At 73.0% G+C, this 25,422-nt stretch carries 22 protein-coding genes and 1 pseudogene; 15 read left to right on the forward strand and 8 right to left on the reverse strand.

Annotation, left to right across the window (positions count from 1 at the left end; translation table 11 throughout):
- Window positions 1-6 precede the first annotated feature (6 nt).
- The 3 genes from ACFPK1_RS07560 to ACFPK1_RS07570 form a co-directional block, all read right to left on the reverse strand.
- The gene (locus ACFPK1_RS07560) at window positions 7-1,935 is read right to left on the reverse strand and encodes an AMP-binding protein (RefSeq protein ID WP_378020310.1); all 1,929 of its coding nucleotides are present in this window, start codon (window positions 1,933-1,935) and stop codon (window positions 7-9) included.
- A gap of 25 nt (window positions 1,936-1,960) precedes the next feature.
- Window positions 1,961-3,454, reverse strand: a complete 1,494-nt coding sequence (locus tag ACFPK1_RS07565; RefSeq protein WP_378020311.1) for an acyl-CoA carboxylase subunit beta — start codon at window positions 3,452-3,454, stop codon at window positions 1,961-1,963.
- An 86-nt stretch (window positions 3,455-3,540) separates the two neighbouring features.
- Entirely contained in the window at window positions 3,541-4,692 is a 1,152-nt protein-coding gene (locus ACFPK1_RS07570) for an acyl-CoA dehydrogenase family protein (protein ID WP_378020312.1), read from the reverse strand.
- Between the two features lie 103 nt (window positions 4,693-4,795).
- On the opposite strand from ACFPK1_RS07570, the gene ACFPK1_RS07575 reads away from it, so the two are divergent.
- Complete coding sequence (locus ACFPK1_RS07575) at window positions 4,796-5,377, forward strand: TetR/AcrR family transcriptional regulator (RefSeq protein ID WP_378020313.1); 582 nt, start codon at window positions 4,796-4,798, stop codon at window positions 5,375-5,377.
- Between the two features lie 4 nt (window positions 5,378-5,381).
- Here ACFPK1_RS07575 and ACFPK1_RS07580 read toward each other — a convergent pair whose 3' ends face one another.
- Window positions 5,382-6,251, reverse strand: coding sequence for an EthD domain-containing protein (locus ACFPK1_RS07580; RefSeq protein WP_378020314.1), 870 nt, complete (start codon window positions 6,249-6,251; stop codon window positions 5,382-5,384).
- A gap of 81 nt (window positions 6,252-6,332) precedes the next feature.
- Window positions 6,333-7,142, reverse strand: a complete 810-nt coding sequence (locus tag ACFPK1_RS07585; protein ID WP_378020315.1) for a crotonase/enoyl-CoA hydratase family protein — start codon at window positions 7,140-7,142, stop codon at window positions 6,333-6,335.
- A gap of 140 nt (window positions 7,143-7,282) precedes the next feature.
- Between ACFPK1_RS07585 and ACFPK1_RS07590 the strand changes: the two genes are divergently transcribed.
- The 5 genes from ACFPK1_RS07590 to ACFPK1_RS07610 are packed head-to-tail and all read left to right on the forward strand — an operon-like array spanning window position 7,283 to window position 12,594.
- Entirely contained in the window at window positions 7,283-8,536 is a 1,254-nt protein-coding gene (locus tag ACFPK1_RS07590) for an acyl-CoA dehydrogenase family protein (protein ID WP_378020316.1), read from the forward strand.
- Window positions 8,533-9,882, forward strand: coding sequence for a phosphotransferase family protein (locus ACFPK1_RS07595; RefSeq protein ID WP_378020317.1), 1,350 nt, complete (start codon window positions 8,533-8,535; stop codon window positions 9,880-9,882). Before ACFPK1_RS07590 ends, ACFPK1_RS07595 begins: the two co-directional genes overlap by 4 nt.
- Entirely contained in the window at window positions 9,879-10,778 is a 900-nt protein-coding gene (locus tag ACFPK1_RS07600) for an SMP-30/gluconolactonase/LRE family protein (RefSeq protein ID WP_378020318.1), read from the forward strand. Before ACFPK1_RS07595 ends, ACFPK1_RS07600 begins: the two co-directional genes overlap by 4 nt.
- Before the next feature lie 11 nt (window positions 10,779-10,789).
- Entirely contained in the window at window positions 10,790-12,076 is a 1,287-nt protein-coding gene (locus ACFPK1_RS07605; protein WP_378020319.1) for an acyl-CoA dehydrogenase family protein, read from the forward strand.
- A 35-nt stretch (window positions 12,077-12,111) separates the two neighbouring features.
- Window positions 12,112-12,594 carry a peroxiredoxin gene (locus ACFPK1_RS07610; RefSeq protein ID WP_378020320.1) on the forward strand — a complete coding sequence of 161 codons (483 nt, stop codon included), beginning with the start codon at window positions 12,112-12,114 and terminating at the stop codon, window positions 12,592-12,594.
- Here the strand turns inward: ACFPK1_RS07610 and ACFPK1_RS07615 are convergent.
- Window positions 12,591-13,184: a TetR/AcrR family transcriptional regulator gene (locus tag ACFPK1_RS07615; protein ID WP_378020321.1), complete on the reverse strand. Its 594-nt coding sequence runs from the start codon at window positions 13,182-13,184 to the stop codon at window positions 12,591-12,593. The genes ACFPK1_RS07610 and ACFPK1_RS07615 overlap by 4 nt on opposite strands.
- A 79-nt stretch (window positions 13,185-13,263) precedes the next feature.
- Here ACFPK1_RS07615 and ACFPK1_RS07620 point away from each other — a divergent pair, with 79 nt between their 5' ends.
- The 3 genes from ACFPK1_RS07620 (at window position 13,264) to ACFPK1_RS07630 (ending at window position 16,785) form a co-directional block, all read left to right on the forward strand.
- Window positions 13,264-14,058 carry an enoyl-CoA hydratase/isomerase family protein gene (locus ACFPK1_RS07620; protein WP_378020322.1) on the forward strand — a complete coding sequence of 265 codons (795 nt, stop codon included), beginning with the start codon at window positions 13,264-13,266 and terminating at the stop codon, window positions 14,056-14,058.
- Window positions 14,055-14,819, forward strand: coding sequence for an SDR family NAD(P)-dependent oxidoreductase (locus tag ACFPK1_RS07625; protein ID WP_378020323.1), 765 nt, complete (start codon window positions 14,055-14,057; stop codon window positions 14,817-14,819). The genes ACFPK1_RS07620 and ACFPK1_RS07625 overlap by 4 nt, the downstream gene beginning before the upstream one ends.
- A 148-nt stretch (window positions 14,820-14,967) precedes the next feature.
- Window positions 14,968-16,785, forward strand: coding sequence for an NAD(P)-binding domain-containing protein (locus ACFPK1_RS07630; RefSeq protein ID WP_378020324.1), 1,818 nt, complete (start codon window positions 14,968-14,970; stop codon window positions 16,783-16,785).
- A gap of 52 nt (window positions 16,786-16,837) precedes the next feature.
- Here the strand turns inward: ACFPK1_RS07630 and ACFPK1_RS07635 are convergent, their stop codons facing one another.
- Window positions 16,838-18,538 carry an MFS transporter gene (locus ACFPK1_RS07635; protein WP_378020325.1) on the reverse strand — a complete coding sequence of 567 codons (1,701 nt, stop codon included), beginning with the start codon at window positions 18,536-18,538 and terminating at the stop codon, window positions 16,838-16,840.
- 163 nt (window positions 18,539-18,701) lie between these two features.
- Here ACFPK1_RS07635 and ACFPK1_RS07640 point away from each other — a divergent pair, with 163 nt between their 5' ends.
- Together ACFPK1_RS07640 and ACFPK1_RS07645 are read left to right on the forward strand one after the other, a co-directional pair.
- Complete coding sequence (locus tag ACFPK1_RS07640; RefSeq protein WP_378020326.1) at window positions 18,702-19,670, forward strand: aldo/keto reductase; 969 nt, start codon at window positions 18,702-18,704, stop codon at window positions 19,668-19,670.
- Between the two features lie 94 nt (window positions 19,671-19,764).
- Window positions 19,765-19,860 (forward strand): annotated as a pseudogene (locus ACFPK1_RS07645) (hypothetical protein); the annotation flags it as partial.
- Window positions 19,861-19,866: 6 nt separating this feature from the next.
- Here ACFPK1_RS07645 and ACFPK1_RS07650 read toward each other — a convergent pair.
- On the reverse strand, window positions 19,867-20,307 hold the full coding sequence (locus ACFPK1_RS07650; RefSeq protein ID WP_378020327.1) for a GNAT family N-acetyltransferase: 441 nt from the start codon (window positions 20,305-20,307) through the stop codon (window positions 19,867-19,869).
- Window positions 20,308-20,392: 85 nt separating this feature from the next.
- Between ACFPK1_RS07650 and boxC the strand changes: the two genes are divergently transcribed.
- From boxC to ACFPK1_RS07670, 4 genes are read left to right on the forward strand one after another with little or no spacing between them, the layout of a single operon-like run.
- Window positions 20,393-22,114, forward strand: coding sequence for a 2,3-epoxybenzoyl-CoA dihydrolase (gene boxC, locus ACFPK1_RS07655; protein WP_378020328.1), 1,722 nt, complete (start codon window positions 20,393-20,395; stop codon window positions 22,112-22,114).
- Window positions 22,115-22,121: 7 nt separating this feature from the next.
- Complete coding sequence (gene boxB, locus ACFPK1_RS07660) at window positions 22,122-23,549, forward strand: benzoyl-CoA 2,3-epoxidase subunit BoxB (protein WP_378020329.1); 1,428 nt, start codon at window positions 22,122-22,124, stop codon at window positions 23,547-23,549.
- Window positions 23,550-23,567: 18 nt separating this feature from the next.
- A complete protein-coding gene (locus ACFPK1_RS07665) occupies window positions 23,568-25,238 on the forward strand; it encodes a benzoate-CoA ligase family protein (protein ID WP_378020330.1) in 1,671 nt (556 codons plus the stop codon).
- Window positions 25,238-25,414, forward strand: coding sequence for a hypothetical protein (locus ACFPK1_RS07670; RefSeq protein ID WP_378020331.1), 177 nt, complete (start codon window positions 25,238-25,240; stop codon window positions 25,412-25,414). The genes ACFPK1_RS07665 and ACFPK1_RS07670 overlap by 1 nt, the downstream gene beginning before the upstream one ends.
- Window positions 25,415-25,422: the final 8 nt, after the last annotated feature.

Genomic DNA, 25,422 nt, shown 5'->3' on the forward strand with positions numbered 1-25,422 from the left:
TGCTGATCATGCCTTCACCGCCGCCGCCAGCGTGTCCAGACTGCCCGGGTCCTCCAGCGCGCTGGTGTCGCTGCGCGCCTCGCCGTGCAGGAGCACCTCGCGCATGAGCCGCCGCATGATCTTGCCGGTGCGGGTCTTGGGCATGGCCGCGGTGACGACGACGCGGTCCGGCCGGGCGATCCCGCCGATCGTGTCGCCGACCAGCGTGCGCACCTCGTCGGGCACCTCGTCGGCGCTCCCGTCGGTCACGGTCACGAAGGCGACCGGCACGGTGCCCTTGGTCGCGTCGGGGATCCCGACGACCGCGGCCTCGACCACGCGCGGGTGCGTGGTCACCACGGCCTCGATCTCCATCGTCGACAGCCGGTGCGCGGCGACGTTGATGACGTCGTCGGCGCGCCCGAGCACCCAGAGGTGCCCGTCGGTGTCGACCACCGCCTCGTCGTTGGTGGCGTAGCGGCCGGGGAAGCGACCGAAGTAGGTGGAGAGGTAGCGCTCGTGGTCGTCCCACACGGTGCGCGCGAGGGTCGGGAACGGGCGGGTCATGACGAGGTTGCCCTTGACGCCCGCCGGCACCTCGTGGCCCTCCTCGTCGACGACGGCGAAGGCGTGGCCGGGCACGGGCGTGCCCGCCGACCCGGCCTTGAGGTCGTCGACGCCGGTCACGGGGTAGGTCCACGTCGACCCGGTCTCGGTCTGCCCGTAGGCGTTGACGATCGGGACGCCGTAGGTCTCGGTCGCCCAGGTGAAGGTCTCGCCGTCGAGGGGCTCGCCCTGCACGGTGATCAGCGCGAGGCGCTCCAGCGGGTGGGAGGCGGCGAGGTCGTCACCGAACTTGCGCAGCATCCGCAGCACCGTCGGCGCGCACAGCACCTGGGTGACGCCGTGGCGGGTGCAGATGTCGTAGAACCGCGACGGGCCCGGGGTGTCCAGCGCGCCCTCGTAGCAGGCGATCGTCGAGCCGTGCGCCAGCCCGCCGATCACGGCCTGGATCGGGAAGGTCAGCCAGCCGACGTCGGCGGCCACCCAGTAGACGTCGCCCTCGACGGGCCCGGCCTGCCAGTGCACGTTCGCCCACGTCCCCAGCAGGAAGCCGCCGACCGAGTGCACGACGCCCTTGGGGCGGGACTCGGTGCCGCTGGTGAAGATCAGGAACGCGGGCTCGTTGGGGTCGAGGGCGACGGTCGCCGCGCCCTCGGGGTGGTCGGCGAGCAGCGCGGCGTAGGACACCTCGCCCGGCGCGAGCTCGACCCCGCGCCGCGTGCGGTCGACGACCACGACACTCTCGACGGTCGGCGCGTCCGGGAGCGCGGCGCGCAGGGTCTCGAGCAGCTCGACGGGCTTGCCGCGCCGGTAGATCGCGTCGGCGACGACCACGGCCGTCGCCCGGGCCGCCGCGAGCCGGGAGGCGACCGCGTCACGGCCGAACCCCGAGAACAGCACGGTGTAGATCGCGCCGATCTTGTTGCAGGCGTGGATCGCGGTGAACGCCTCCACGAGGTTGGGCATGTACACCGCGACGACGTCGCCGTGGGCGATCCCGAGGGAGCGCAGCCCGCCGGCGAGCCGGTTGACCTCGTCGGAGAGCTCCGCGTAGGTCAGCGTGCGCGTGTCGCCGGGCTCGCCCTCCCACACGACGGCCGGCTGGTCGGCGCTCGCCGGGTTCTCGGCCCAGCGGTCGACGCAGTTGTCGGCGACGTTGATGCGCCCGCCCTCGAAGTACCGGAAGTCGCCGAGCTCGCCCGCGCGCACGCTCGTCCACTTGGTGATCCACCGGTGCTTCTCGGCGACCCAGACCCAGTAGTCGTCGGGGTCGCGGTCGTGGAGCGCGCGGGCCTCGGCGAGCTCGGCGGCCCGCTCGGGGGAGCGCCACCGGTCGTCGAGCGGCTGCAGCGGCGCGGAGATCAGCGTGGCCAGGGTGTCGCGATCGTCCATGATCGTCTCTCCTGCGAAGGGGGATTCAGACGGGGCTGACGGGGTGGTGACGGCGCCCGCGGGAGCGGGTCCAGCCGTCGGCGTGCCGCAGGCGCGTGACCAGCTCGCCGCGCAGCTCCGCGCCGGGCACGACGGCGTCGACGACGAGCTCGTCGCCCATGCGCAGCAGGTTGACCTCCGCGCGGTGCTCCTCGACGCGGGCGGCGACGAAGGCGTCGCGCTCGTCCGCGTCCTCGATCTCCGCGATCTTGCCGGCGTAGACCGCGTTGACCGACGCCTCGGGACCCATCGCCCCGATGAACGCGCTGGGCAGGGCGAGGGTCGCGCGCGGCTCGAACCCGGGCGCGCACATCGCGTAGAACCCCGCGGCGTAGGCCTTGCGCAGCACGACCGTGAACTTCGGGACCTCGGCCGACGACATCGCCGTGATCATCTTGGCGCCGTGGCGGATGATGCCCTGGCGCTCGACCGCGACGCCGACCATGAAGCCGGGCACGTCCTGGAGGAACAGCAACGGCACGTTGAACGCGTCGCAGAGGCTGATGAACCGGGCGGCCTTGTCGGCGGAGTCGACGTGGATCGCCCCGCTGCGCACGCGCGGCTGGTTGGCGACCAACCCCACGACGCGCCCCTCGAGCCGGGCGAACCCGACAACGATCTCGGGGGCCCAGTCGGGCTTGACCTCGAAGAACGAGCCGCCGTCGACGAGCCGGTCGATCACCGTCGTGACGTCGTAGCCGACGGTGGGGTCCTCGGGGACGAGGCCGTCCCAGCCGGTGGCCTCGGGCTCGCGCGGTGCCGCGGCCGGCGGCGGGCCCTCGAAGCTGTCGGGGAGGTAGGAGAACAGCAGCCGGGCGGCCGCGATCGCCTGCCAGTCCTCGTCGAACACGGCGTCGCCGCACCCGGAGACCTCGGCGTGCATCCGCGCGCCGCCCATGTCCTCGGCGGTGGTGCGCTCGCCGGTCACCTTCTCGGCCACCCGGGGCGACGCGAGGTACATCGAGGCCTGCCCGTCGACCATGCCGACCCAGTCGGTGAACGCGGGCATGTACGCCCCGCCGGCGGCCGAGGGGCCGTGCAGGCAGCAGATCTGGGGGACGCGCCCGGACAGCGCGACCTGCAGGTGGAAGATCCTCGAGGCGCCCCGGCGGCCGGGGAAGAAGCCCATCTGCTCGGTGAGCCGCCCGCCCGCGGAGTCGACGAGGTAGAAGACGGGCAGCAGGTCGCGGTCGGCGCGCTCGAGGATGCGGATCTGCTTCTCGCACGTCCGCTCGCCCCACGAGCCGGCCTTGACCCCGAAGTCGTGGGCGATCACCGCGACCGGGCGCCCCTCGACGGTGCCGACGCCGGTGACGACGCCGTCGGCGGGCATGCCGGGGGTGCTCGCCGAGGCCAACACGCCGTCCTCCACGAAGCTGCCGGGGTCGAGCAGGACGTCGAGCCGGTCGCGCACCGGGAGCTTGGCCGGCCAGCGCCCGGTGTCCCCGCCCCGGCGGGCCCGGTCCGCGGCCGCGAGCACGTCCTCGCCCGAGGGAGGTGCCGGCGCCCCGGGGGGACAGGACGCCGGCACCTCCCACGCGGGAGGCGTGCCGTTGGCCGTCCCCGTCACGGCACGAGCCGTTTCGCGAGGATCTCGAGCTGGATCTCGTCGGTGCCGCCGCCGATGCGCAGGATGCGCACGTCGCGGTGGTGGCGCGCCACCGGGGTCTCCTCGAGGTAGCCGGCGCCGCCGAAGAGCTGCACGGCCTCGTCGACGATCCACGCCGCCGCCCTGGCCGCGAAGTACTTGGCCGCGGCGACGGAGCGGTCGGCCTCGGGGTGGCCGCGGTCGAGGCGGTCGGCAGCCTTGTAGGTCATGACCCGGGCGGCCTCGAGCTCGATCTCCATCGCGGCGAGGCGGTGGCGGATCGCCTGGCGCCCGGTCAGCGGCTCGCCCGCCACCTCGCGCCCGCGCACGTACTCGGTGACCGTGTCGAGCGCCTCGGCGGCGTGACCGATGCCCATGGCCGCGAGCGCGACCCGCTCCAGCTGGAACGCCGACATGATCTGGTGGAAGCCGCGGCCCTCGACGCCGAGCACGGCGTCCTCGCCGAGCGCCACGCCGTCGAGCACGACCTCGCGGGTGTCCGACGAGTGCCAGCCCATCTTCGCCAGCGGGGCGCCCATCGACAGCCCGGGCGTCCCGGCGGGCACCACGAAGGTCGTGATGCCGCGGTGGCCGCCCCCGGGGTCGGTCTTGGCGCCGACCACCAGCACGTCGGCCAGGCCGGCGTTGGTGATGTACATCTTCCGGCCGTCGAGCACCCAGCCCTCGTCGGTGCGGCGGGCCCGCGTGGTGATGCCCGCGACGTCGGACCCGGCGCCGGGCTCGGTGACGGCGATGGCGGCGATCGCCTCGCCGGCGGCGAGAGCGGCGACCCAGCGGTCGCGCTGCTCGGGGGTGCCGTGGCGGACGATGTGCGGAGCGGCCATGTAGGCGCTGACGAGCGCGCTGACCGCGATGCCGCCGCAGGCCCGGGAGAGCTCCTCGGACAGCACGGCGACCGCCGTCGCCTCGCCGCCCCCGCCCGCGGACCCGCCGAACTCCTCGGGGGTCAGCAGGCCGAGCAGGCCCGCGTCGCCGAGCTCCTTCCACAGGCGCTCGGGCGGGCGTCCCTCGCGCTCGGCCTCCGCGACGACGGGGCGGACGCGCTGGTCGGTGAACGCCCGGCACGTCGCCCGGAAGTCCTCGTGCACCTCGTCGAGGTCGTGGGACACGCTGCTCCTTGATTCGACCGACCGGTCGGGCGAAAGTACCCCACATCACACACGGTCGGTCAAGGCGTGCGAGGGGAACCGGGGTGGCGATGGGGACGCAGGAATGAGTCGGGCCGACGAGCAGCGCGAGCGCATCCTCGCGGGCGCGGTGGCCGTCTTCAGCCGCCGCGGCTACCGCGCGGCGTCGATGAACGAGGTCGCCGACCAGGTCGGGCTGCGCAAACCGACCCTCTACCACTACGTGCGGACCAAGCAGGACCTCCTCGTCGCGGTGTACGAGGAGGTCCTCGACGAGAGCCTGCGCAGCGCCCGCGCGATCGTCGCCGAGGCGCCGTCGTCGCGGGAGGCGGTGCGCCGGCTGATCGTCGAGCGCGTCCGCTACACGTGCGAGCACCGCGACCTGCTGACGATCTGCTTCCACGAGGAGTCGGCGCTGCCCGCCGAGCTCGCCGAGCCGATCCTGGAGCGCCGCCGCGAGTTCGAGCGCGTCGTGCGCGACGCCGTGGAGGCGCACCTGCGCGAGACCGGGCGGACCCTGCCGATGTCGGTCGGCACCTACGTCAGCACGTGCCTCGGCGCGGCGAACTGGACCTACAAGTGGTTCGACCGCTCAGGTCCGCGGACGGCGACCGAGCTCGGGGACGACGTCGCGACGGTCCTGCTGGGGATCCTCGACGGGGCCTGAGCGCTCACGCCGGCAGGAGCGCCGCGTCCTGCACGAAGATCCGCGAGACGGCCGGGTCGACCTGGTTCTCCGCGTGCAGCCGGGTGATCAGGTCGGCGACGGTGACGCCGCGCAGCCCGGCGAGGGTGATCCGCCCGTCGTACCGGCTGGTGATGCAGCGCTCGACCCGCGGCGCGTGCACCGCGGCGCAGTGCGCGCGCACCCCGTCGGCGAGGCCCGCGACGAGCTCGGCGAGCCCGTCCTCGCCGTCGAGGACCACCTCCACGCAGGCCTGGTACTGGCGGTCGAGCGGCTTCGACATCACGGTGCCGGGGTGGTCGAGGGCCACCTCGATCTCCTCGAGCAGGTGCCGGCGCACCTTGCGGGCGTGGCCGGCGAGCGCCGGGGCGAACGCGTCGGCCACCCAGGACCGGAAGGTCGCGACGTCGACGTCCGGGCGGCGGCGCAGGAACAGCAGGTGGCGCAGCAGCCCGTCGGTGCCGTCGGGGGCGGGCGCGGTCGTGTCGACGAGCGTCGCCGAGGCCGCCCCGAGGCTGGGGTAGGCGAGCATCTCGCTGAGGAAGTTGATCCCGTCGACCATCTGGAAGTGCGACGCGGCCTGGAACGCCGCCAGGTCCTCCATGCGCGCGAACGTCGCCTCGGGCACGCCGTGGAACTCGTCGGCCTCCGCCGGCGCGCCCGACACCCCGTCCACGCCGGGCCAGCGGGAGCCCGCGAACGACACGAGGTGCAGGAACACGCTGCGCAGGCCCGGGTAGCGGGCGGGGAGCGTGACGTGGACGTCCAGCCAGTACTGGCGGAACTCCGCGACCGTCATCCCCTCCTTCTTGCGCAGGGGCATGACGAGGGTCAGGGCATCGGGCTGGTTCGTCATCAGGACGCTCCACGGTGAGGGTGCTCACAGCGTGGCCAGCCTCGGGGCGTCCGGTCAGCGACGGGTCCCGCTGACCGGGACTCAGGTGTCGCGGAACTCCGGGGCGCGCTTCTCGAAGCCCGCGGTGACGGCCTCGACCTGGTTCGCGCTGCCGATGAGCGCGCCGATCTCGGTCTGCTCGGCGGCGAAGCCGGTGGCGAGGTCGACCCGCCCCGCGGCGTCGAGCAGGCGCTTCGCCGCGCGGACGGCGTGCGGGCTGCGGCCGGCGATCTCGCGGGCGAGGGCGAGCGCCGCGTCGCGCGGCGTGGGGTCGGTGCGCGTGCAGAGCCCCAGCGCGGCGGCCTCGGTGCCGCTGACGACGCGCGCGGTCAGGGTCAGCTCCTTGGCGACGTCGCGGCCGACGAGTTCGGGGAGCACCTGGGTGCCGGTCATGTCGGGGATCAGGCCCCACTTGACCTCCATGACCGAGAGCTTCGCGTCCGGGGCGACGATCCGGATGTCGGCGCCGAGCGCGATCTGCAGCCCGCCGCCCAGCGCGTTGCCCTGGATCGCGGCGATCACCGGCACCTCGAGCTCCGCCCACACCCATGCCGCCCGCTGACCGGTGGCGCGCGCCGGGCCGTCGGAGGGCGGGAGCTGCGCCGACGCCGAGAGCCGCTCGCCGTTCGCCATCGCGCGGAAGGAGCCGAAGTCCAGGCCGGCGCAGAAGTCGGGACCGTCGCCCGAGAGCACCACGACCCGCACCGACGGATCGCCGCGCAGCGCCTCCCCGGCGCCGACGATGCCCTCGAACATGGCCGGGTCCAGGGCGTTGCGCTTCTCGGGGCGCGACAGCCGCACGTCGGCGACCCCGTCGACGACCTCGACCCGCACGCGCTGCTCGTCGCTCATGCGCGCCAGTTTCGCAGCGAACGGGCGGCTCGCTGCTCCTACGCGTCCGAAGTCCCCGTTGATCACGGGCGCGACGCCCTTCCGTCCCCGAACCCGGCGCTGGCATGCTCCCTGAACGGTCGTTCAGGAAGGAGGTCGGTGTGGACTTCGCACTCCCGGCGGAGCTGACCCGGCGGCTCGCGGCGCTCGACGCGTTCATCGACGCCGAGATCCGCCCGCTCGAGGAGCAGGACGACAACCAGCGCTTCTTCGACCACCGCCGCGAGTACGCCCGCACCGACTTCGAGCACGGCGGCGTCCCGCGCGCCGACTGGGAGGAGCTGCTCGGCGAGATGTTCCGCCGCGCCGACGCCGCGGGCTGGCTGCGCTACGCGCTCCCGGCCGACGTGGGCGGGTCCGACGGCACGAACCTCGACATGGCCGTGATCCGCGAGCACCTCGCGCACCGCGGGCTCGGCCTGCACAACGACCTGCAGAACGAGTCGTCGGTGGTCGGCAACTTCCCGTTCGCGCACATGCTGCTCGAGTTCGGCAGCCCGGCGCAGCGCGAGGAGTTCCTCGAGCCGATGCTCACCCGCACCGCGCGGCTGGGCTTCGGCCTCTCCGAGCCCGACCACGGCAGCGACGCCACCTGGATGGAGACCCGCGCGGTCCGCGACGGCGGCGACTGGGTGATCAACGGCGCCAAGCGCTGGAACTCCGGGATGCACTCGGCGACCCACGACGTCGTCTTCGCGCGCACGTCCGGCGAGGACGGCGCCGCCCGCGGCATCACCGCCTTCTTCGTCCCCACCGACACGCCCGGCTTCTCGGTCGACTTCCACTGGTGGACGCTCAACATGCCCACCGACCACGCCGAGGTCAGCCTGCGCGACGTCCGGGTGCCCGACGAGGCGATCTTCGGTTCCGAAGGTGAAGGCTTGAGCGTCGCCCAGACGTTCGTCCACGAGAACCGCATCCGCCAGGCCGCCTCCGGCGTCGGCGCCGGCCAGTACTGCATCGACCGCAGCGTCGAGTTCGCCCGCGAGCGGCACACCTTCGGCGCCCCGCTGGCGACGCGCCAGGCGATCCAGTGGCCGCTGGTCGAGCTGGCGACCGAGGCCGAGATGCTGCGCGGCCTGGTCCGCAAGACCGCCTGGGAGCTCGACCGCCGCCCGCACGCCGAGATCAGCGACCGCGTGTCCATGTGCAACTACCGCGCCAACCGGTTCGTCTGCGACGCCGCCGACCGCGCCATGCAGGTGCACGGCGGGCTCGGCTACTCGCGGCACACCCCGTTCGAGCACATCTACCGCCACCACCGCCGCTACCGCATCACCGAGGGCGCCGAGGAGATCCAGATGCGCAAGGTCGCGGGGTACCTCTTCGGCTTCGCGGGCCCGACCAAGCGGTGACCGCCGACGACCTGCGCGGCCGTCTGGCGCGCCGCCTCACCGGGATCGCCGGCCGTGACGTCGCGGTGGAGGGCCTGCGCCGCCTCACCGCCGGCGCCAGCCGCGAGACGTGGTCGTTCACCGCGGCCGACGCCGACGCCCGCCGCGACCTCGTGCTGCGCCGCGACCCGCCGGGCGCCGACCGTCCCGACGGCATGGCCCTCGAGGCGGCGGCGATCGCGGCCGCCGCGGCGGCCGGCGTGGCGGTCCCGCCGCTGGTCGACAGCGGCAGCGACCCGGCCACGGTGGGCTCGCCCTACCTCGTCACCGCACACGTCGCCGGCGAGACGCTGGGCCCGCGCATCCTGCGCGAGGAGCGGTACGCGCAGGCCCGCGCCGGGCTCGCCGCGGAGCTGGGCCGCACGCTGGCCCGCATCCACGCCGTCCCGCTCGACGCCGTGCCGGGCCTCCCGCACGCCGACCCGGTCGAGGACCTGCGCACGACGTGCGACGCCCTCGGCGAGCCGCTGCCGACCGTGGAGATCGCGCTGCGGTGGCTCGACCGGCACCGTCCCGCCCCGGTGCCCGACGCGCTGGTCCACGGCGACTTCCGGCTCGGCAACCTCATCGTCGACGAGACCGGGCTGGCCGCGGTGCTCGACTGGGAGCTGGTGCACCGGGGCGACCCGCGCGAGGACCTCGGCTGGCTCTGCGTGAAGTGCTGGCGGTTCGGCTCGCCGCTGCCCGTCGCCGGCGTCGGCACGGTCGACGAGCTGCTCGACGGGTACGCCGAGGTCGCCGGCGAGCGACCCGACCCCGACGCCGTGCGCTGGTGGCAGGTGCACCGCACGACGTGGTGGGCGCTGGCCTGCCGGGAGATGGCCGGGCGGCACCTGTCCGGCGTCACCCCGTCGGTCGAGCTCGCCGCCATCGGACGCCGCGTCGCCGAGAACGAGCACGACCTGCTGCTCCTGCTGGGCGTCCCGGCCGAGGCGGCCCCCGCCGCCGAGGCCCCGCGCTCCGACCTCCACGGGCGCCCGAGCGCGGCCGACCTCGTCGACGCCGTGACCGCGTTCCTGCGCGAGGACGTCGTGGCCGCCGACGACGAGCGCCTGGCCTACCTCGCCCGCGTCGCGGCGAACGTCCTGGGCGGCGTGGGGCGCGAGCTGCGGCTGGGCCCGGAGCACGAGCGCCGCCACCGCGAGCGCCTCGCCGCGCTGGGCCACGCCGACCAGGCCGGGCTCGCCGCCGCCATCCGCGCCGGCGAGATCGACGACACCGACCCCGCGCTGCTCGCCGCCGTGCGGGCGGCGGTCACCGACAAGCTCGCCGTCGCCAACCCCCGCTACCTGGAGCAGCCGTCGTGAGCGCCGTGCGCACCGTGACCACCGGCCTGGCGTTCCCGGAGGGCCCGATCGCCCTGGCGAACGGCGACGTCCTCCTCGTGGAGATCCGCCGCGGAACGCTGACGCGCGTCGCGCCCGACGGGACGACCGGCGTCGTCGCCGAGCTCGGCGGCGGCCCGAACGGGGCGGCGATCGGCCCGGACGGCGCGGTCTACGTCTGCAACAACGGCGGCTTCACCTGGCACGACCGCGACGGGATCACCGCCCCGGGCCACCAGCCCGCCGACTACCGCGGGGGCAGCATCCAGCGGGTCGGGCCGGACGGGACCGTGACGGACCTCTACACCGCCTGCGCCGGCCGGCCGCTGCGCGGCCCCAACGACATCGTCTTCGACGCCGACGGCGGGTTCTGGTTCACCGACATCGGCAAGAGCCGCGAGCGCGACCGCGACACCGGCGCGCTGTACCACGCGCGCCCGGACGGGTCGTCGATCACCGAGGTCGTCCACCCGCTGACCCAGCCCAACGGGGTCGGCCTCTCGCCCGACGGGTCCCGCCTGTACGTCGCGGAGACCGTCACGGGCCGGGTGTGGAGCTGGCCCGTCCTCGGGCCCGGCCGCCTCGGCCCCGCCGCGCTGCTGCACGGCCTCGGCGGCTACCAGATGCTCGACTCGCTGGCGGTCGACGGCGACGGCAACGTCTGCGTGGCCACCCTGGTGACCGGGGCGATCAGCGTGATCGCGCCCGACGGCACGCTGCGGCGCCAGGTCCCGGTGCCCGAGCACGACCCGTACGTCACCAACATCTGCTTCGCCGGGTCCGGGAGCCGCACGGCCTGGGTCACCTCCTCCGGACGCGGCATCCTCTACTCGCTGGAGTGGGACACCGCGGGGCTCGACCTGGCGTTCACGGCATGAAGGGGTAGCGCATGGCCTGGGATTTCTCGACCGAGCCGGAGTTCGAGGAGCAGCTCGCGTGGATGCGGACCTTCGTCCGCGAGGAGATCGAGCCGCTCGAGACCCTCGATCTCGACGGGGCGACGCTGAAGCGGGCGACGGCGCCGCTGCAGGAGGAGGTCAAGGCGCGGGGACTGTGGGCCGCGCACCTGCCCCCGGAGCTGGGCGGGGGCGGGTTCGGCCAGGTCAAGCTGGGGCTGATGCACGAGATCCTCGGGCGCTGCGCCTACGCGCCGTCGGTGTTCGGCAACAACGCCCCCGACTCGGGCAACGCCGAGCTGCTCGCGCTGGGCGCGGACGACGACCAGAAGAAGCGCTGGATGGAGCCGCTGCTCGACGGGACGCTGCGCAGCGCGTTCTCGATGACCGAGCCGAACGCCGGCGCCGACCCGACGCTGCTGACCACCCGCGCCGAGCGCGTCGGCGACGAGTACGTGGTCAACGGGCACAAGTGGTTCACCTCGAACGGCTCGGTGGCCGACTTCCTCATCCTCATGGCGGTCACCGACCCGGACGCGGCGCCGCGGCGGCGGGCGTCGATGTTCGTCGTCCCGGCCGACACCCCCGGCGTGGAGGTGCTGCGCGACATCCCCACGATGGAGCACCCCGAGGAGCGCACCGGGCAGCCGGGCGGGCACGCCGAGGTGATCTACCGCGACGTGCGGGTGCCCGTCGAGAACCTCATCGGCGCCGAGGGCGACGGCTTCCTGCTGGCCCAGAAGCGGCTCGGCCCCGGGCGCATCCACCACTGCATGCGCTGGCTGGGCCAGTCGCAGCGCGCCTTCGACATGCTCTGCGAGCGGGCGGTCTCGCGGTACACGCACGGCTCGGTGCTCTCCGAGAAGCAGATGGTCCAGGACTGGATCGCGACCTCGACCGCCGAGATGACCGCGGCGCGGCTGATGACGCTGCAGGCGGCCTGGCGGATGGACCAGGGCGGCACGGAGGCGGCGCTCACCGACATCGCGATGATCAAGTTCTACGGCGCGACGGTGCTCTACAACGTGATCGACCGGGCGATCCAGGTGCACGGCTCGCTCGGCTTCACCACCGACCTGCCGCTCGAGGGCATGTACCGCCACGCCCGCGCCGCGCGCATCTACGACGGTCCCGACGAGGTCCACAAGGTCACCGTCGCCCGCCGCGTCCTGCGCGGGTACGAACCCCGCGACGTGCCGACCGAGCACGTCCCGACGCGCCGGGAGGAGGCGCGCCGGAAGTTCGCGCACCTGCTGGACGCGGCCGCCGTGGGGGGCTAGTAGTTGTCGACAACCGATCGAAGGAGAACCCGGCGATGATCGCTGTGGGAGAGAAGATCCCCGACGTGCCGCTGACGACGGTCGACGCGGAGGGGAACACCGAGTCCGTGCGCTCCGGCGAGCTCTTCGGGACGGGGCGGACCGTGCTGTTCGGCGTGCCCGCCGCCTTCAGCCCGACCTGCAGCGACAGCCACCTCCCGGGCTTCGTGGCCCGGGCCGGCGACATCTCGGCCAAGGGCGTCGACCGGATCGTGTGCGTCTCGGTCAACGACCCGTTCGTCATGGGCGCCTGGGCCAAGGACCAGCAGGTCCACGGTGTCGTGATGCTCGCCGACGGGTCGGCCCTGTTCGCCAAGGCGATGGGTACCGACATGGACGGCACGGACTTCGGGCTCGGGATCCGGTCGCAGCGCTACGCGGCGGTCATCGAGGACGGCACGCTGACCTGGATCGACGTCGAGGACGCGCCGCCGAACCACGAGAAGTCGACCGCCGAGGTGGTGCTGACCAAGCTCTAACGACAGTCGACGACCCGCAGGGCGATCGCCGTGTACCGGTCCACGAGATCGGGCACGGCGAGCCCGCGGTCGGCGTCGTACCACTGGGCGATCGCGTTGCAGGAGGCCACGACCGCGCGGCGGGCGTCGCCCGGGTGCTCGCACCCGAAGGCCCCGCGCGCGACGCCGTCCTCGATGAGGTCGGCCCACAGCCGGGTCGCGGCCGCCCGCAGGCCGTCGAGGCGCTCGCGGTCGGCGGGGTCGAGGTTGCGCCACTCGGACGCGGCGATCGTGCTCTCGACCTGCCGGCTGACCCGGTACTCGACGGTCGCGCGCACCAGCGCCCCGAGCCGGGCGGCGGGGTCGTCGCCGGCGTGGCGCAACGCCTCGTCGCAGCGCCGGAAGTACTCCTCGGTGCTCTCCTCGATGAGCGCCGTGAGCAGCTCCTGCTTGCTGGAGTGCCAGTGGTAGAGCGCCGAGAGCGACAGGCCGGCGCGCGCGGCGATGTCGCGGATCGAGCTCCCGTGATAGCCGCGCTCGGCGAAGCTCTCGCGCGCGGCCCGGGTGATCGCCTCCCGGCCGCTCCCGCGCGGCACGGCCGGGGTGCTCATCGCGACAGCGTAGTGGCCGGGTGAACGATCGATCGATAGGTTCCGGGCGTATCTGCTGTCCGGGGACGGAGCCGCATCCATGGACCCCACCGGTCCCGCCGAGGTCCTGCTCGCCCACCGCGACGCGGGCGTGCTGACCCTGACCCTGAACCGGCCGCAGCGTCGCAACGCGCTCGACATGGCCTCCTGGCAGGCGCTGCACGCGCAGCTGTCCGCGGCCCGCGACGACGACGCCGTGCGGGCGGTGGTGATCACCGGGGCCGGCGGGGCGTTCTGCGCCGGTGCCGACCTCTCCGGCCCCCGTGAGGGCCACCCGCTGGACCGGATGCGGTTCATCAACGAGATCGCCCTGCTGCTGCACGAGCTGCCCAAGCCGACGGTCGCGCAGGTCGACGGCGTCGCGGTCGGGGCGGGCTGGAACCTCGCGCTGGGCTGCGACCTCGTCGTCGCCACCCCGACCTCGCGCTTCTCGCAGATCTTCGCCAAGCGCGGGCTGTCGCTGGACTTCGGCGGGTCGTGGCTGCTGCCGCGTCTGGTCGGGATGCAGCAGGCCAAGCGGCTGGCGCTGCTCGCCGAGATGATCGACGCCGAGGAGGCGCTGCGGCTGGGCCTGGTGACGTGGCTCGTCGCCCCCGAGGAGATCGGGGCGTTCGTCGCCGACCTGACCGCCCGGCTCGTCGCGAACGCACCCGTCGCCGTCGCGCAGTCCAAGGCGCTGCTGCACGAGAACGCCGACCGGACGCTGCGCGACGCCCTCGCGTCCGAGGCCCGCACCCAGGCCGTCAACTTCGCCACCGCCGACGCGCCCGAGGCGTTCGCGGCCTTCCGCGACAAGCGGGAGCCGACGTTCACCGGGCAGTGGGCCGTGACGTGAGCCTCTTCGACCTCACCGGCCACGTCGCCCTGGTCACCGGCGGCAACTCGGGCATCGGCCTGGGCATGGCGCGCGGGCTCGCCCGGTCCGGCGCGGACGTCGCGATCTGGGGGACGAACGAGGAGCGCAACGCGGCCGCGGTCTCCGAACTCACCGAGCACGGCACACGGGTGCGGGCGTGGCGCTGCGACGTCGGCGACGAGGCGGCGGTCGACGCGGCGTTCGCCGGGGTGCTCGAGCACTTCGGCCGGGTCGACTCGTGCTTCGCCAACGCCGGCGTGGGCGGGTCGGGGGCACGGTTCGTCGACACGACGCTCGAGGACTGGCACCGGGTCACCCGGATCAACCTCGACGGCGCGTTCCTGACGCTGCGCGCCGCCGCGCGGCACATGGTCGAGCGCGGGGGAGGCGGGGTGCTCGTCGGCACCTCGAGCGTGTCCACCGTCCACGGCGCCCCGCGCAACCAGGCCTACGCGGCCAGCAAGGCCGGCCTGACCGCGATCATCAAGGGCTGCGCGGTGGAGCTCGCGCGGTACGGGATCAACGCGCACTCGCTGGTGGTCGGCTGGACCGAGACCCCGCTCGCGTCCCGCACGCTGCACGACGAGCGCTTCGAGAAGGCCGTGATGCCGCGGATGCCGCAGCGCCGCTGGGGCGAGCCCGACGACTTCGCCCGCCTCGCGGTGTACCTGGCGGGCGGCGCCGGGGGCTTCCAGACCGGCGACGAGATCGTGGTCGACGGCGCCTACTCGATCTTCTGAGGCGCCCGGGGCCGCACGCAACCTGCGTGCAACCCCTGCCCTCGGCGTCCGTGATCGGCTTCACTGTCTCCCACGCCACACGACCGTGGGCGGAAGCGGGCGACACCCACGGTCGGCACGGGACCTCGCCCGGCGAAGAGAGGCAGCAGTGACGCAGACGGCGGAGAGCGGGCGCACCGAGACCGACCGGCGGGTGAGCAGCTGGCTCACCGAGTTCGCCGACGCGCTCTCGGCCGGGGACGGTGACCGCACGGCGGCGCTGTTCGCGGACGAGTCCTACTGGCGCGACCTGGTGTCGTTCACCTGGAACCTGGTGACCGTGGAGGGCCCGGCCGGGGTCGCCGACCTGGTGGGGTCGGAGGCCGCGCGGCAGGCATCGCCGGTGAGCTTCTCGGTGGACGGGACGCCGACCGAGGCCGACGGCATCACCGAGGCGTGGCTCAAGTTCGAGACCGCGATCGGGCGGGGCAGCGGGCACCTGCGGCTGAACGCCGAGGGCAAGGCGTGGACGTTGCTGACCACGCTCGACGAGCTCAAGGGCCACGAGGAGCCGCGCGGCGAGCGTCGCCCGTTCGGCACCGAGCACGGCGCGAACCCGGACCGCGTGACCTGGCGCGAGCAGCGCGAGGCCGAGGCGGCGGAGCTGGGCTACACCCGCCAGCCCGAGGTCGTGATCATCGGTGGTGGGCAGGGCGGCATCGCGCTGGGCGCGCGGCTGCGGCAGCTGGGCGTCGACGCGATCATCGTCGAGTCCAACGAGCGCCCCGGCGACTCCTGGCGCAAGCGCTACAAGAGCCTCGCGCTGCACGACCCGGTCTGGTACGACCACCTGCCCTACCTGAAGTTCCCGGACAACTGGCCGGTGTTCGCGCCGAAGGACAAGATCGGCGACTGGCTGGAGATGTACACGAAGGTCATGGAGCTGAACTACTGGGGCTCCACGACCGCGAAGAGCGCGACGTTCGACGAGTCGTCGGGCGAGTGGTCGGTGGTGGTCGACCGGGCCGGCGAGGAGGTCACGCTGCGCCCGAAGCAGCTGGTGTTCGCGCTCGGGGTCTCGGGCAAGCCGAACATCCCCGACATCCCGGGCCGCGAGAAGTTCCAGGGCGAGGTGCAGCACTCGAGCCAGCACCCCGGCCCGGACGCCTACAAGGGCAAGAAGGTCGTGGTCATCGGGTCGAACAACTCGGCGTTCGACATCTGCGGGGCCCTGTGGGAGGTCGGCGCGGACGTCACGATGGTGCAGCGCAGCTCCACGCACATCATCAAGTCCGACACGCTCATGGAGTACGGGCTCGGTGACCTGTACTCCGAGCGCGCGGTGGCGGCGGGCGTCGACACCTACACCGCGGACATGATCTTTGCGTCGCTGCCGTACCGGATCATGCACACCTTCCAGAAGCCGACCTACGACAAGGCCCGCGAGGTGGACGCCGACTTCTACCGGCGCCTCGAGGAGGCCGGGTTCGACCTGGACTTCGGCGACGACGACTCGGGCCTGTTCATGAAGTACCTGCGCCGGGGCTCGGGCTACTACATCGACGTGGGCGCCGCCGAGCTCGTCGCCGACGGCAAGGTCAAGCTGGTCCGGGGCCAGATCACCGAGCTGACCGAGAAGGAGGTCGTGCTCGACGACGGCACCCGCCTCGAGGCCGACCTGGTCGTGCTGGCCACCGGCTACGGCTCGATGAACCAGCGCGCCGCCGACATCATCGGCCAGGAGATGGCCGACCGGGTCGGCAAAGTGTGGGGCCTGGGCTCGGACACCACCAAGGACCCCGGTCCCTGGGAGGGCGAGCAGCGCAACATGTGGAAGCCGACCCAGCAGGACAACCTGTTCTTCCACGGCGGCAACCTGCACCAGTCGCGCTTCTACTCGCTCTACCTCGCCCTGCAGCTCAAGGCCCGCTCGGTCGGCATCCCGACCCCGGTCCACCGCCGCCAGGAGGTGCACCACACGGCGTGATGTGCGCTCCGCGCAGGTGAGCACTGTGGAGTACCGGAGCACTCCACAGTGCTCACCTGCCGACAGGCACCTCGGCGCGGGTGGTGCGCCCGTCGGCGAGCACGATCCGCTGCGCGCTGGGGGCGAGCCCGGGCGCGCCGGTGACCAGGAGGTGGTCGCCGGGGCCGGTGGCGCGCAGGTCGAACTCGCCCGCCGCGTCGCTGACCGCCCGCCCCGGCTCGCGGCCGGTGGGGTCGACGAGCGTGAGGGTCGCGCCGGCGACCCCGGTGCCCCCGGCGTCGCGGACGGCGCCGGTGAGGCCCGTGCTGTCGATCGGGGCGGTCTCCGCCTGGTGCTGCGGACGACCGCCGCGCACCAGCAGCCCGCAGACCACCGCACCGACGGCGAAGAGGACCGCCGCCGCGGTGAACGCCGCCGAGTAGCCGCTGACCGTCGCGGCCCCCGGATCGCCGGGGGTGGTGACCAGCGCCGCCGCGGTCGCGGTGCCCGCGATGCTCGAGAGCAGCGCGGTGCCCACCGAACCCCCGACCTGCTGCATCGTGTTCACCGTCGCCGACGCCACCCCGGCGTCGGCAGGCTGCACGCCCAGCGTCGCGGTGTTGATGCCCGTCGACATCGCGGTGCCCATGCCCAGGCCCATGAGGACCAGGCCGGGCAGGACGCCGACGGCGTAGGTGCTGTCGACGGTGAGCTGCGAGAACCACAGCATCGCCCCCGTGCCGAGCACCAGGCCGGTGATCACCAGGGGCTTCGGCCCGAAGCGGGGGAGCAGCGCGTTGGGCACCGTCGTCGACGCCGTGACGATCGAGGCCACCATCGGCAGGAACGCCACGCCGGTGAGGACGGGGGAGAAGCCGAGGGTGCGCTGCAGGTAGAACGTCAGGAAGAGCGACACCCCGAACATCCCCGACGCGAGCACCAGCACGGTGAGGTAGGCGCCGCCGCGGGTGCGGTCGAGGACCACCCGCAGGGGCAGCAGCGGCGCGGCGACCCGGCGCTGGATCAGGACGAAGACGCCGAGGAGCGCCACGCCGGCAGCCAGGAAGGCCCACACGACCGGCGAGCCCCAGCCGTCGGTCTCCGCGCTGGCCAGGCCGAAGACCAGGCCGAACAGGCCGGCGGACGCGGCGAGCGTCCCGCCGACGTCGAGCCGGGGACGGCCCTGGCGCTGCAGGCTCGGCAGGAGGACCATCCCGCCGACGAGCGCGACGGCCGCGAAGACCGCGTTGACGTACATGCACCAGCGCCAGTCGACGTACTCGGTGAGCACGCCGCCGAGGAGCAGCCCGATCGCCGCGCCGGCGCCGACGATGGCGCTGAAGATGCCGAACGCCCGGGCGCGCTCGCGCCCGGACGGGAACGTGGTCGTCAGCAGCGAGAGCGCGGCCGGGGCGAGGAGGGCGCCGAAGACGCCCTGCGCCGCGCGGGCGGCCACCAGCATGACGAGGTCGGTGGCGGCGCCGCCGATCATGGACGCGACGGCGAAGCCGACGAGGCCGGTGACGAAGGCGCGCTTGCGGCCGAAGAGGTCGGACATGCGGCCGCCGAGCAGCAGGAGGCTGCCGAACGCCAGCGCGTAGGCGGTGATCACCCACTGGCGCTGGGCGTCGTCGAAGCCGAGGTCGACCTGCGCCGAGGGGAGCGCGATGTTCACGATCGTGTTGTCGAGCACGACCATGAGCTGCGCCACAGCGATCACCGCGAGGATCGCCCAGCGGCGGCCGCCGGGCGCGACGGGAGCGGTGCTGGTCACGATGGGCACACCCCTTCTGTCGGGATTGAGGGGAAACGTCGGCCGTCGAGCCCTCCTCGGCGCGGCCTTCTCGCGACGCTATGACCTCGAGCGCGGTCGACGTCCAGTCGATTCCCCGGCGGGATCGGGGATCGGCGGACGGTGGGTGGGGCACGCTGACGGCATGGAGTACACGAAGCTCGGGATGACGGGACTCGACGTCTCACGGATCTGCCTGGGCGCCATGAGCTACGGCGAGGCGAACGACCGTTGGCCGTGGGCGCTGCCCGCCGACCAGGCGGAGCCCTTCTTCCGCCAGGCCCTCGACGCAGGGATCAACTTCTTCGACACCGCCGACGTCTACTCCGCCGGCACGTCCGAGGAGATCACCGGACACTGGCTGAACAAGATGGCCGATCGCGACGAGATCGTCGTCGCCACCAAGATCTTCAACCGGATGCGGAAGGGGCCCAACGGGGCCGGCCTCTCGCGCAAGGCGATCATGACCGGCATCGACGCCTCGCTGCGCCGGCTCGGCATGGACTACGTGGACCTCTACCAGATCCACCGCTGGGACTACGAGACGCCGATCGAGGAGACGCTCGAGGCGCTGCACGACGTGGTCAAGGCGGGCAAGGCCCGCTATATCGGGGCGTCGTCGATGTGGGCGTGGCAGTTCTCGAAGGCGCTGCACCTGCAGGACGTCAACGGGTGGAGCCGGTTCATCACGATGCAGGACCACTACAACCTGCTCTACCGCGAGGAGGAGCGGGAGATGCTCCCGCTGTGCGCCGACGAGGGGGTCGGCGCGATCCCGTGGAGCCCGCTGGCCCGCGGCCGCCTCACCCGCGACTGGGACGAGTCGACCACCCGCGGCGACACCGACGAGTTCGGCAAGACGCTCTACCGCGACACCGACCGGCACATCGTCGAGAAGGTCGCCGAGGTCGCCGAGAAGCGCGGCGTCTCGCGGGCCCAGGTCGCGCTCGCGTGGGTGCTGGCCAACCCCGTCGTCGACTCGCCGATCGTCGGCGCGACGAAGGAGCACCACCTCGCCGACGCGATCGCGGCCGTCGACCTGCACCTCGACGACGACGAGATCGCCGGCCTCGAGGAGCGCTACGAGCCCCGCGGGGTGGCCGGGCACCGCTGAGGTCGGCGAGGTCCGGTTACTGGCTGGTATCCCTCGCCTGGCGAGGGATACCAGCCAGTAGGGCCGCGGTGGGTCTCAGGGTGCCGCCGGAGCGACGGTGAAGGTCGAGCCCGGCGACCCGGGCTGGGGCTACAGCAGCACCCTCGCCGACCCCGACGGGCACCTCTGGATGGTCCAGATCGAGGCGTAGGGGCGATCAGGCCCCGCCCGGCGCCGCCCCCGAGGCCACCTTCTTGCGCAGCTCGCCCACCTCGGTCGCCGTGAACCCGCGCGAGGTCAGCCAGGACCGCACGGACTCGCCGTACGGGTGGCGCGTCGGGACGACGTTGTAGACGTAGTTGAGCTGGCGCGCCGCGGCCTCGCGCTCCAGGTTCTCCAGCACGAACACCCCGACGCCCGATCCCCGGGCGGCGGGCGCGGCGATGATCAGGATCTCCGCGTCGCCCCACGTGTCGTCGAGCCGGCCGTAGCCGATCGGCGAGCCGCCGCCGTCCTCGACGCGCCACCACGCGTCGCCCAGCGGCCGCCCCACCTCGGGGTGGCCGAGGCCGAACAGCGTCGGCGGCAGGTCGCCCAGCGCCGCGGCCTTGTCCTGGTCCCAGCGCGGGTCCTGCTCGGCGATCCACTGCCACGTCATCGTGTCCTCCAAAGTTCTACAGCTCTATGCACCAGCGTCGGATTCTCGTAGAGTGTTGCCCGCACGACAAGGAGGGACCACCACCGTGACCGTTCTCGAGGATGCGCCCACCGCCGGGCAAGCCCCGGCGCCGGAAACCGTTCCACAGGTCGACTTCGACACCGACCCCGCGCAGTACCGCCACTGGCGGTTCGAGGTCGACGGGGAGACGGCCTGGGTCTACCTCGACGTCGCCGAGGACGGCGGGCTCGTCCCCGGGTACGAGCTCAAGCTCAACTCGTACGACCTGGGCGTCGACATCGAGCTCTACGACCTCACCCAGCGCCTGCGCTTCGAGCACCCCGAGGTGCGCAGCGTGGTGCTGACCAGTGGCAAGGAGTCCAACTTCTGCGCCGGAGCGAACATCCGGATGCTGGCCCAGTCCAGCCACCCGTGGAAGGTGAACTTCTGCAAGTTCACCAACGAGACGCGCAACGGCATCGAGGACATGACGGCCCACTCGGGCCAGACCTGGGTGGCGGCGCTCAACGGGACCGCCGCGGGCGGCGGCTACGAGATGGCTCTGGCCTGCGAGAAGATCCTGCTGGTCAACGACCGCTCCAGCGCGGTGGCGCTGCCCGAGGTCCCGCTGCTCGGCGTCCTGCCCGGCACCGGCGGGCTGACCCGCGTCACCGACAAGCGCCACGTCCGCAAGGACCGCGCCGACATCTTCGCCACCAAGTCCGAGGGCTTCCAGGGTCCGAAGGCCGTCGAGTGGAAGCTCGTCGACGAGACGGTCTCGCGCAAGCAGTGGGACGAGACGGTCCGGGCGCGCGCCGCCGAGGCCGCGCAGGGCTCGCACCGCCCCGCGGACGCGCAGGGCGTCGCCCTCCCGCCCCTGCGCCGCGAGATCACCGACGATGCCATCACGTACCCCAACGTCCGCTGCGAGCTCGACCGCGACGCGCGGACCGCGACGATCACGGTGCTCGGCCCGGAGCCCGGCACCGTGCCCGAGTCGCTCGACCGCATCCACGCCCTCGGCGCCGACTTCTGGCCGCTGGCGATGACCCGCGAGCTCGACGACCTCATCCTGCGGCTGCGCACCAACGAGCTCGAGATCGGCACGTGGCTGGTCCGCACCCAGGGGTCGATCGAGGGTGCGCTGGCCTTCGAGCGCGTGATCGCCGAGCACTCGGGCTCGGACTGGCTGGTCAACGAGATCCGCCACTACTTCAAGCGCACCCTCAAGCGCCTGGACGTCACGAGCCGCACGCTCATCGCCCTCATCGAGCCGGGCAGCTGCTTCGCCGGCGCGCTGTTCGAGCTGGCCCTGGCCTGCGACCGCCAGTACATGCTCGAGGGCATCTTCGAGGACGCCGACGAGGAGCAGGAGCCGGCGCAGATCGTGCTCACCGAGTCGAACTTCGGCGCGTTCCCCATGGGCAACGGGCTGACCCGGCTGCAGTCCCGCTTCTACGGCGACGACGACACCGTCACCGAGCTGCACGGGCGCACCCACGAGCGGATGACCGGCGCGCAGGCCGAGGAGGCCGGGCTGGTCACCGACGCGCCGGACGACATCGACTGGGAGGACGAGATCCGCATCCTCCTGGAGGAGCGCGCCTCCCTGAGCCCGGACGCGCTGACCGGCATGGAGGCGAACCACCGGTTCGTCGGCCCGGAGACCATGGAGACGCGGATCTTCGGGCGCCTGACCGCCTGGCAGAACTGGATCTTCATCCGCCCGAACGCCTCGGGGGCCGAGGGCGCGCTGCGCCGCTACGGCACCGGACGCAAGGCCGACTTCGACCAGAAGCGAGTGTGACGACGCCATGACCTCCGCCCGCCCCAAGATCGACTTCGACGCGAAGATCCCGAACAACGTCGACCTCGCGTCCGACCGCAAGCTCCAGCGCGCCCTCGAGCGCTGGCAGCCCAACTTCCTGGACTGGTGGGGCGACATGGGCCCCGCCGTCGACACCAAGGACGTCTACCTGCGCACGGCCGTCGACGTCGGCCGCGAGGGCTGGGCGCACTTCGACCACGTCCCGATGAACGAGTACCGCTGGGGCGTCTTCCTCTCCGAGCACGACCCGGACCGCAAGATCGCGTTCGGCGAGCACAAGGGCGAGCCGGTGTGGCAGGAGGTGCCCGGCGAGTACCGCGCCGACCTGCAGCGCCTCATCGTCATCCAGGGCGACACCGAGCCGGCGTCGGTCGAGCAGCAGCGCTTCCTGGGCGCCACGGCACCGTCGCTCTACGACATGCGCAACCTGTTCCAGGTCAACGTCGAGGAGGGCCGTCACCTCTGGGCGATGGTCTACCTGCTGCACGCCTACTTCGGGCGCGCGGGCCGCGAGGAGGCCGACCAGCTGCTGGCGCGCAACTCCGGCTCGGACGACTCGCCGCGCATCCTCGGGGCCTTCAACGAGGAGACCCCCGACTGGCTGTCGTTCTTCATGTTCACGTACTTCACCGACCGCGACGGCAAGTACCAGCTCGGGACGCTGAAGGAGTCGGGCTTCGACCCGCTGTCGCGGACCTGCGAGTTCATGCTCAAGGAGGAGGCCCACCACATGTTCGTGGGCACCACCGGCATCGACCGCGTCGTCACCCGTACCGCGCAGCTGATGAACGAGCACGACTCCGACGAGGTCGCCGGGGCCGGCGGGATCCCGCTGGACATGATCCAGAAGTACATCAACTTCCACTACACGGTCTCGCTGGACCTCTTCGGCAACGAGTCGTCCACCAACGCCGCCAACTACTTCACCGCCGGCCTCAAGGGCCGCTGGCAGGAGGAGCGGCGCAAGGACGACCACGTGCTCGCCGACGACGCGGGCGCGGTGGACGCCGTGCGCGACGGGCGCATCACGTCCACCGAGGTGCCGGCGCTGCTCGCGCTCAACCAGGACCTGCGCAGCGAGTACATCGGCGACTGCTCCAACGGGCTCAAGCGCTGGAACCGCATCCTCGAGAAGCACGGCATCGACGCGCGCCTCTCGCTGCCCCACGTCGGGTTCAACCGGCACGTGGGCGCGTTCGCGGGCCAGCACATCACCCCCGAGGGGAAGATGGTCTCCGCGGAGGAGTGGAAGGCGCAGGAGTCGCGCTGGCTGCCCACGGAGGTCGACAAGACCCACGTGCGCGGGCTCATGCACCCCGTCCTCGAGCCCGGGAAGATCGCCAGCTGGGTCGCCCCGCCGACCAACGGCATCAACGACAAGCCCGTCGACTTCGAGTACGTGCACTTCAACTGACGCCTCTTCCGTCCGGCCGTGGTGCGCGCCACGATCGGGCGAGCCGACCACCACCACGAGGACGGGCAGCGCATGGCGGAGTCGTTCAATGCCGCGGACTATCTCGTCGGACGCCGGCTGGCGGCGGGCGACGGCGACCGGGAGGCGGTGCGGGCCCCGTCCCGTTCGCTGACCTACGCGGAGCTCGACGCGGAGGTCGCGCGGGTCGCGGCGGGACTGGCGGCGCTGGGCGTGCAGCCCGAGCAGCGGGTCGTGCTGTGCATGGTCGACGAGATCGAGCTGTTCGCCGGCATCCTCGCCACGATGCGGCTCGGCGCGATCGCCGTGCCGGTCTCGACGATGCTGCGCGGGCAGGAGCTCGCGGTGCTGGTCGCCGACTCGCGCAGCCGCCTGCTGCTGTGCTCGGAGACGTTCGCCGACACCGCCCGCGCCGCGGTGCTCGCGGCGCGGGAGCGTGGCGGCGACGTCGCCGAGGTCGTCATCACCGGTGACGACGCGTCCGGCTTCGGTGCCGAGGTGGTCGCGCGGACGTGGGCCGAGATGCTCGCGGCCGGTGACGCGCTCGGGGCGGCACCCGCCTACGACACCTGGGACGAGTCGCAGGCCCTGTGGCTCTACACGTCGGGGACGACGGGCAAGCCCAAGGCGGCGATGCACCGGCACGCCGACATCCGCTTCGTGTGCGAGACCTACGGCCAGCAGGTGCTCGGCATCGAGCGCGACGACCTGTGCCTGTCTGTGGCCAAGCTCTTCTTCGCCTACGGCATCGGCAACTCGATGTTCTTCCCGCTGTCGGTGGGCGCCGCGGCGGTGCTCGAGCCGTCGCGGCCGACGCCGGCGCTGCTCGGGGAGCTCGCCGCCCGCCACCGCGTGACGATGTTCTTCGGGACCCCCAGCTCGTACGGCCCCCTGCTGGCCGCGGCCGAGTCGGGGCAGGTCGACCCGGCGTCGTTCGCGACCGTGCGCCGCGGCGCGTCGGCGGGCGAGGCGCTGCCGGCCCGGATGGTCCACGGGATGCGCGACGTCTACGGCGTCGAGGTGCTCGACGGCATCGGGTCCACCGAGGCGCTGCACATCTACCTGTCGAACAAGCCCGGCGAGGTCGTGCCGGGCACGTCGGGCGTCCCGGTGCCCGGCTACGACGTGGAGATCCGCGGCACCGACGGCCGCCCCGTGCCCGACGGCGAGACCGGCACGCTCTACGTGCGCGGCGACTCGATCTGCACCGGCTACTGGTGCCGCACGGCGACCAACCGCCTCGTGTTCGAGGGGGAGTGGCTGCGCACCGGCGACACCTACGTCCGCAACGCCGACGGCACCTACACCTGCCTGGGCCGCACGGACGACGTCCTCAAGGTCGGCGGCATCTGGGTGACGCCGGCCGAGGTCGAGGAGCGGCTCGTCGCGCACCCGTCGGTCGCCGAGGTCGTGGTGGTCGCGGTGCCCGACGACGACGGGCTCGACGTGCCCGTCGCGTGCGTCGTGCCGCGCGAGGGCCACACGGTCGACCCCGAGTCGCTGGTGGCGTGGTGCCGCGAGGGCCTGGCGTCGTTCAAGCGCCCGCGGCACGTGATCGCCATCGAGGAGGTGCCGCGCACGGCGACGGGCAAGGTGCAGCGCTTCCGGCTGCGCGAGCTCGCCGCCGGGATCGTCGCCGCCGGCTCCCCGACCCTGCAGGGCGCGCACTGATGGCGGGCGAGCGCAGCGACCGGACCGACCCGCTGGCGACCGCGGACCAGCCGCCGACCGAGGGCGAGCCGCCCTACGAGCCGCATGTCGAGCAGGGCGGCGATGTCCCCGGCGCCGTGCTCGGCTCGGAGCACGAGGAACCGATCGACGGTCCGGAGCCCGAGCCGGAGGGGTGAGCCCACGG

Origin of the sequence: Actinomycetospora rhizophila (genome assembly GCF_042657905.1) — a bacterium.
GTDB lineage: Bacteria > Actinomycetota > Actinomycetes > Mycobacteriales > Pseudonocardiaceae > Actinomycetospora > Actinomycetospora rhizophila.

Excerpts from the sequence above, each read along its gene's own strand:
- ACFPK1_RS07615 (WP_378020321.1), bottom strand. The coding sequence starts at position 13,184 with ATGAGCACCCCGGCCGTGCCGCGCGGGAGCGGCCGGGAGGCGATCACC.
- ACFPK1_RS07620 (WP_378020322.1), top strand. The coding sequence starts at position 13,264 with ATGGACCCCACCGGTCCCGCCGAGGTCCTGCTCGCCCACCGCGACGCG.
- ACFPK1_RS07560 (WP_378020310.1), bottom strand. The coding sequence starts at position 1,935 with ATGGACGATCGCGACACCCTGGCCACGCTGATCTCCGCGCCGCTGCAG.
- ACFPK1_RS07585 (WP_378020315.1), bottom strand. The coding sequence starts at position 7,142 with ATGAGCGACGAGCAGCGCGTGCGGGTCGAGGTCGTCGACGGGGTCGCC.
- ACFPK1_RS07580 (WP_378020314.1), bottom strand. The coding sequence starts at position 6,251 with ATGACGAACCAGCCCGATGCCCTGACCCTCGTCATGCCCCTGCGCAAG.
- ACFPK1_RS07605 (WP_378020319.1), top strand. The coding sequence starts at position 10,790 with ATGGCCTGGGATTTCTCGACCGAGCCGGAGTTCGAGGAGCAGCTCGCG.
- ACFPK1_RS07640 (WP_378020326.1), top strand. The coding sequence starts at position 18,702 with ATGGAGTACACGAAGCTCGGGATGACGGGACTCGACGTCTCACGGATC.
- ACFPK1_RS07650 (WP_378020327.1), bottom strand. The coding sequence starts at position 20,307 with ATGACGTGGCAGTGGATCGCCGAGCAGGACCCGCGCTGGGACCAGGAC.
- boxB (WP_378020329.1), top strand. The coding sequence starts at position 22,122 with ATGACCTCCGCCCGCCCCAAGATCGACTTCGACGCGAAGATCCCGAAC.
- ACFPK1_RS07670 (WP_378020331.1), top strand. The coding sequence starts at position 25,238 with ATGGCGGGCGAGCGCAGCGACCGGACCGACCCGCTGGCGACCGCGGAC.
- ACFPK1_RS07610 (WP_378020320.1), top strand. The coding sequence starts at position 12,112 with ATGATCGCTGTGGGAGAGAAGATCCCCGACGTGCCGCTGACGACGGTC.
- ACFPK1_RS07575 (WP_378020313.1), top strand. The coding sequence starts at position 4,796 with ATGAGTCGGGCCGACGAGCAGCGCGAGCGCATCCTCGCGGGCGCGGTG.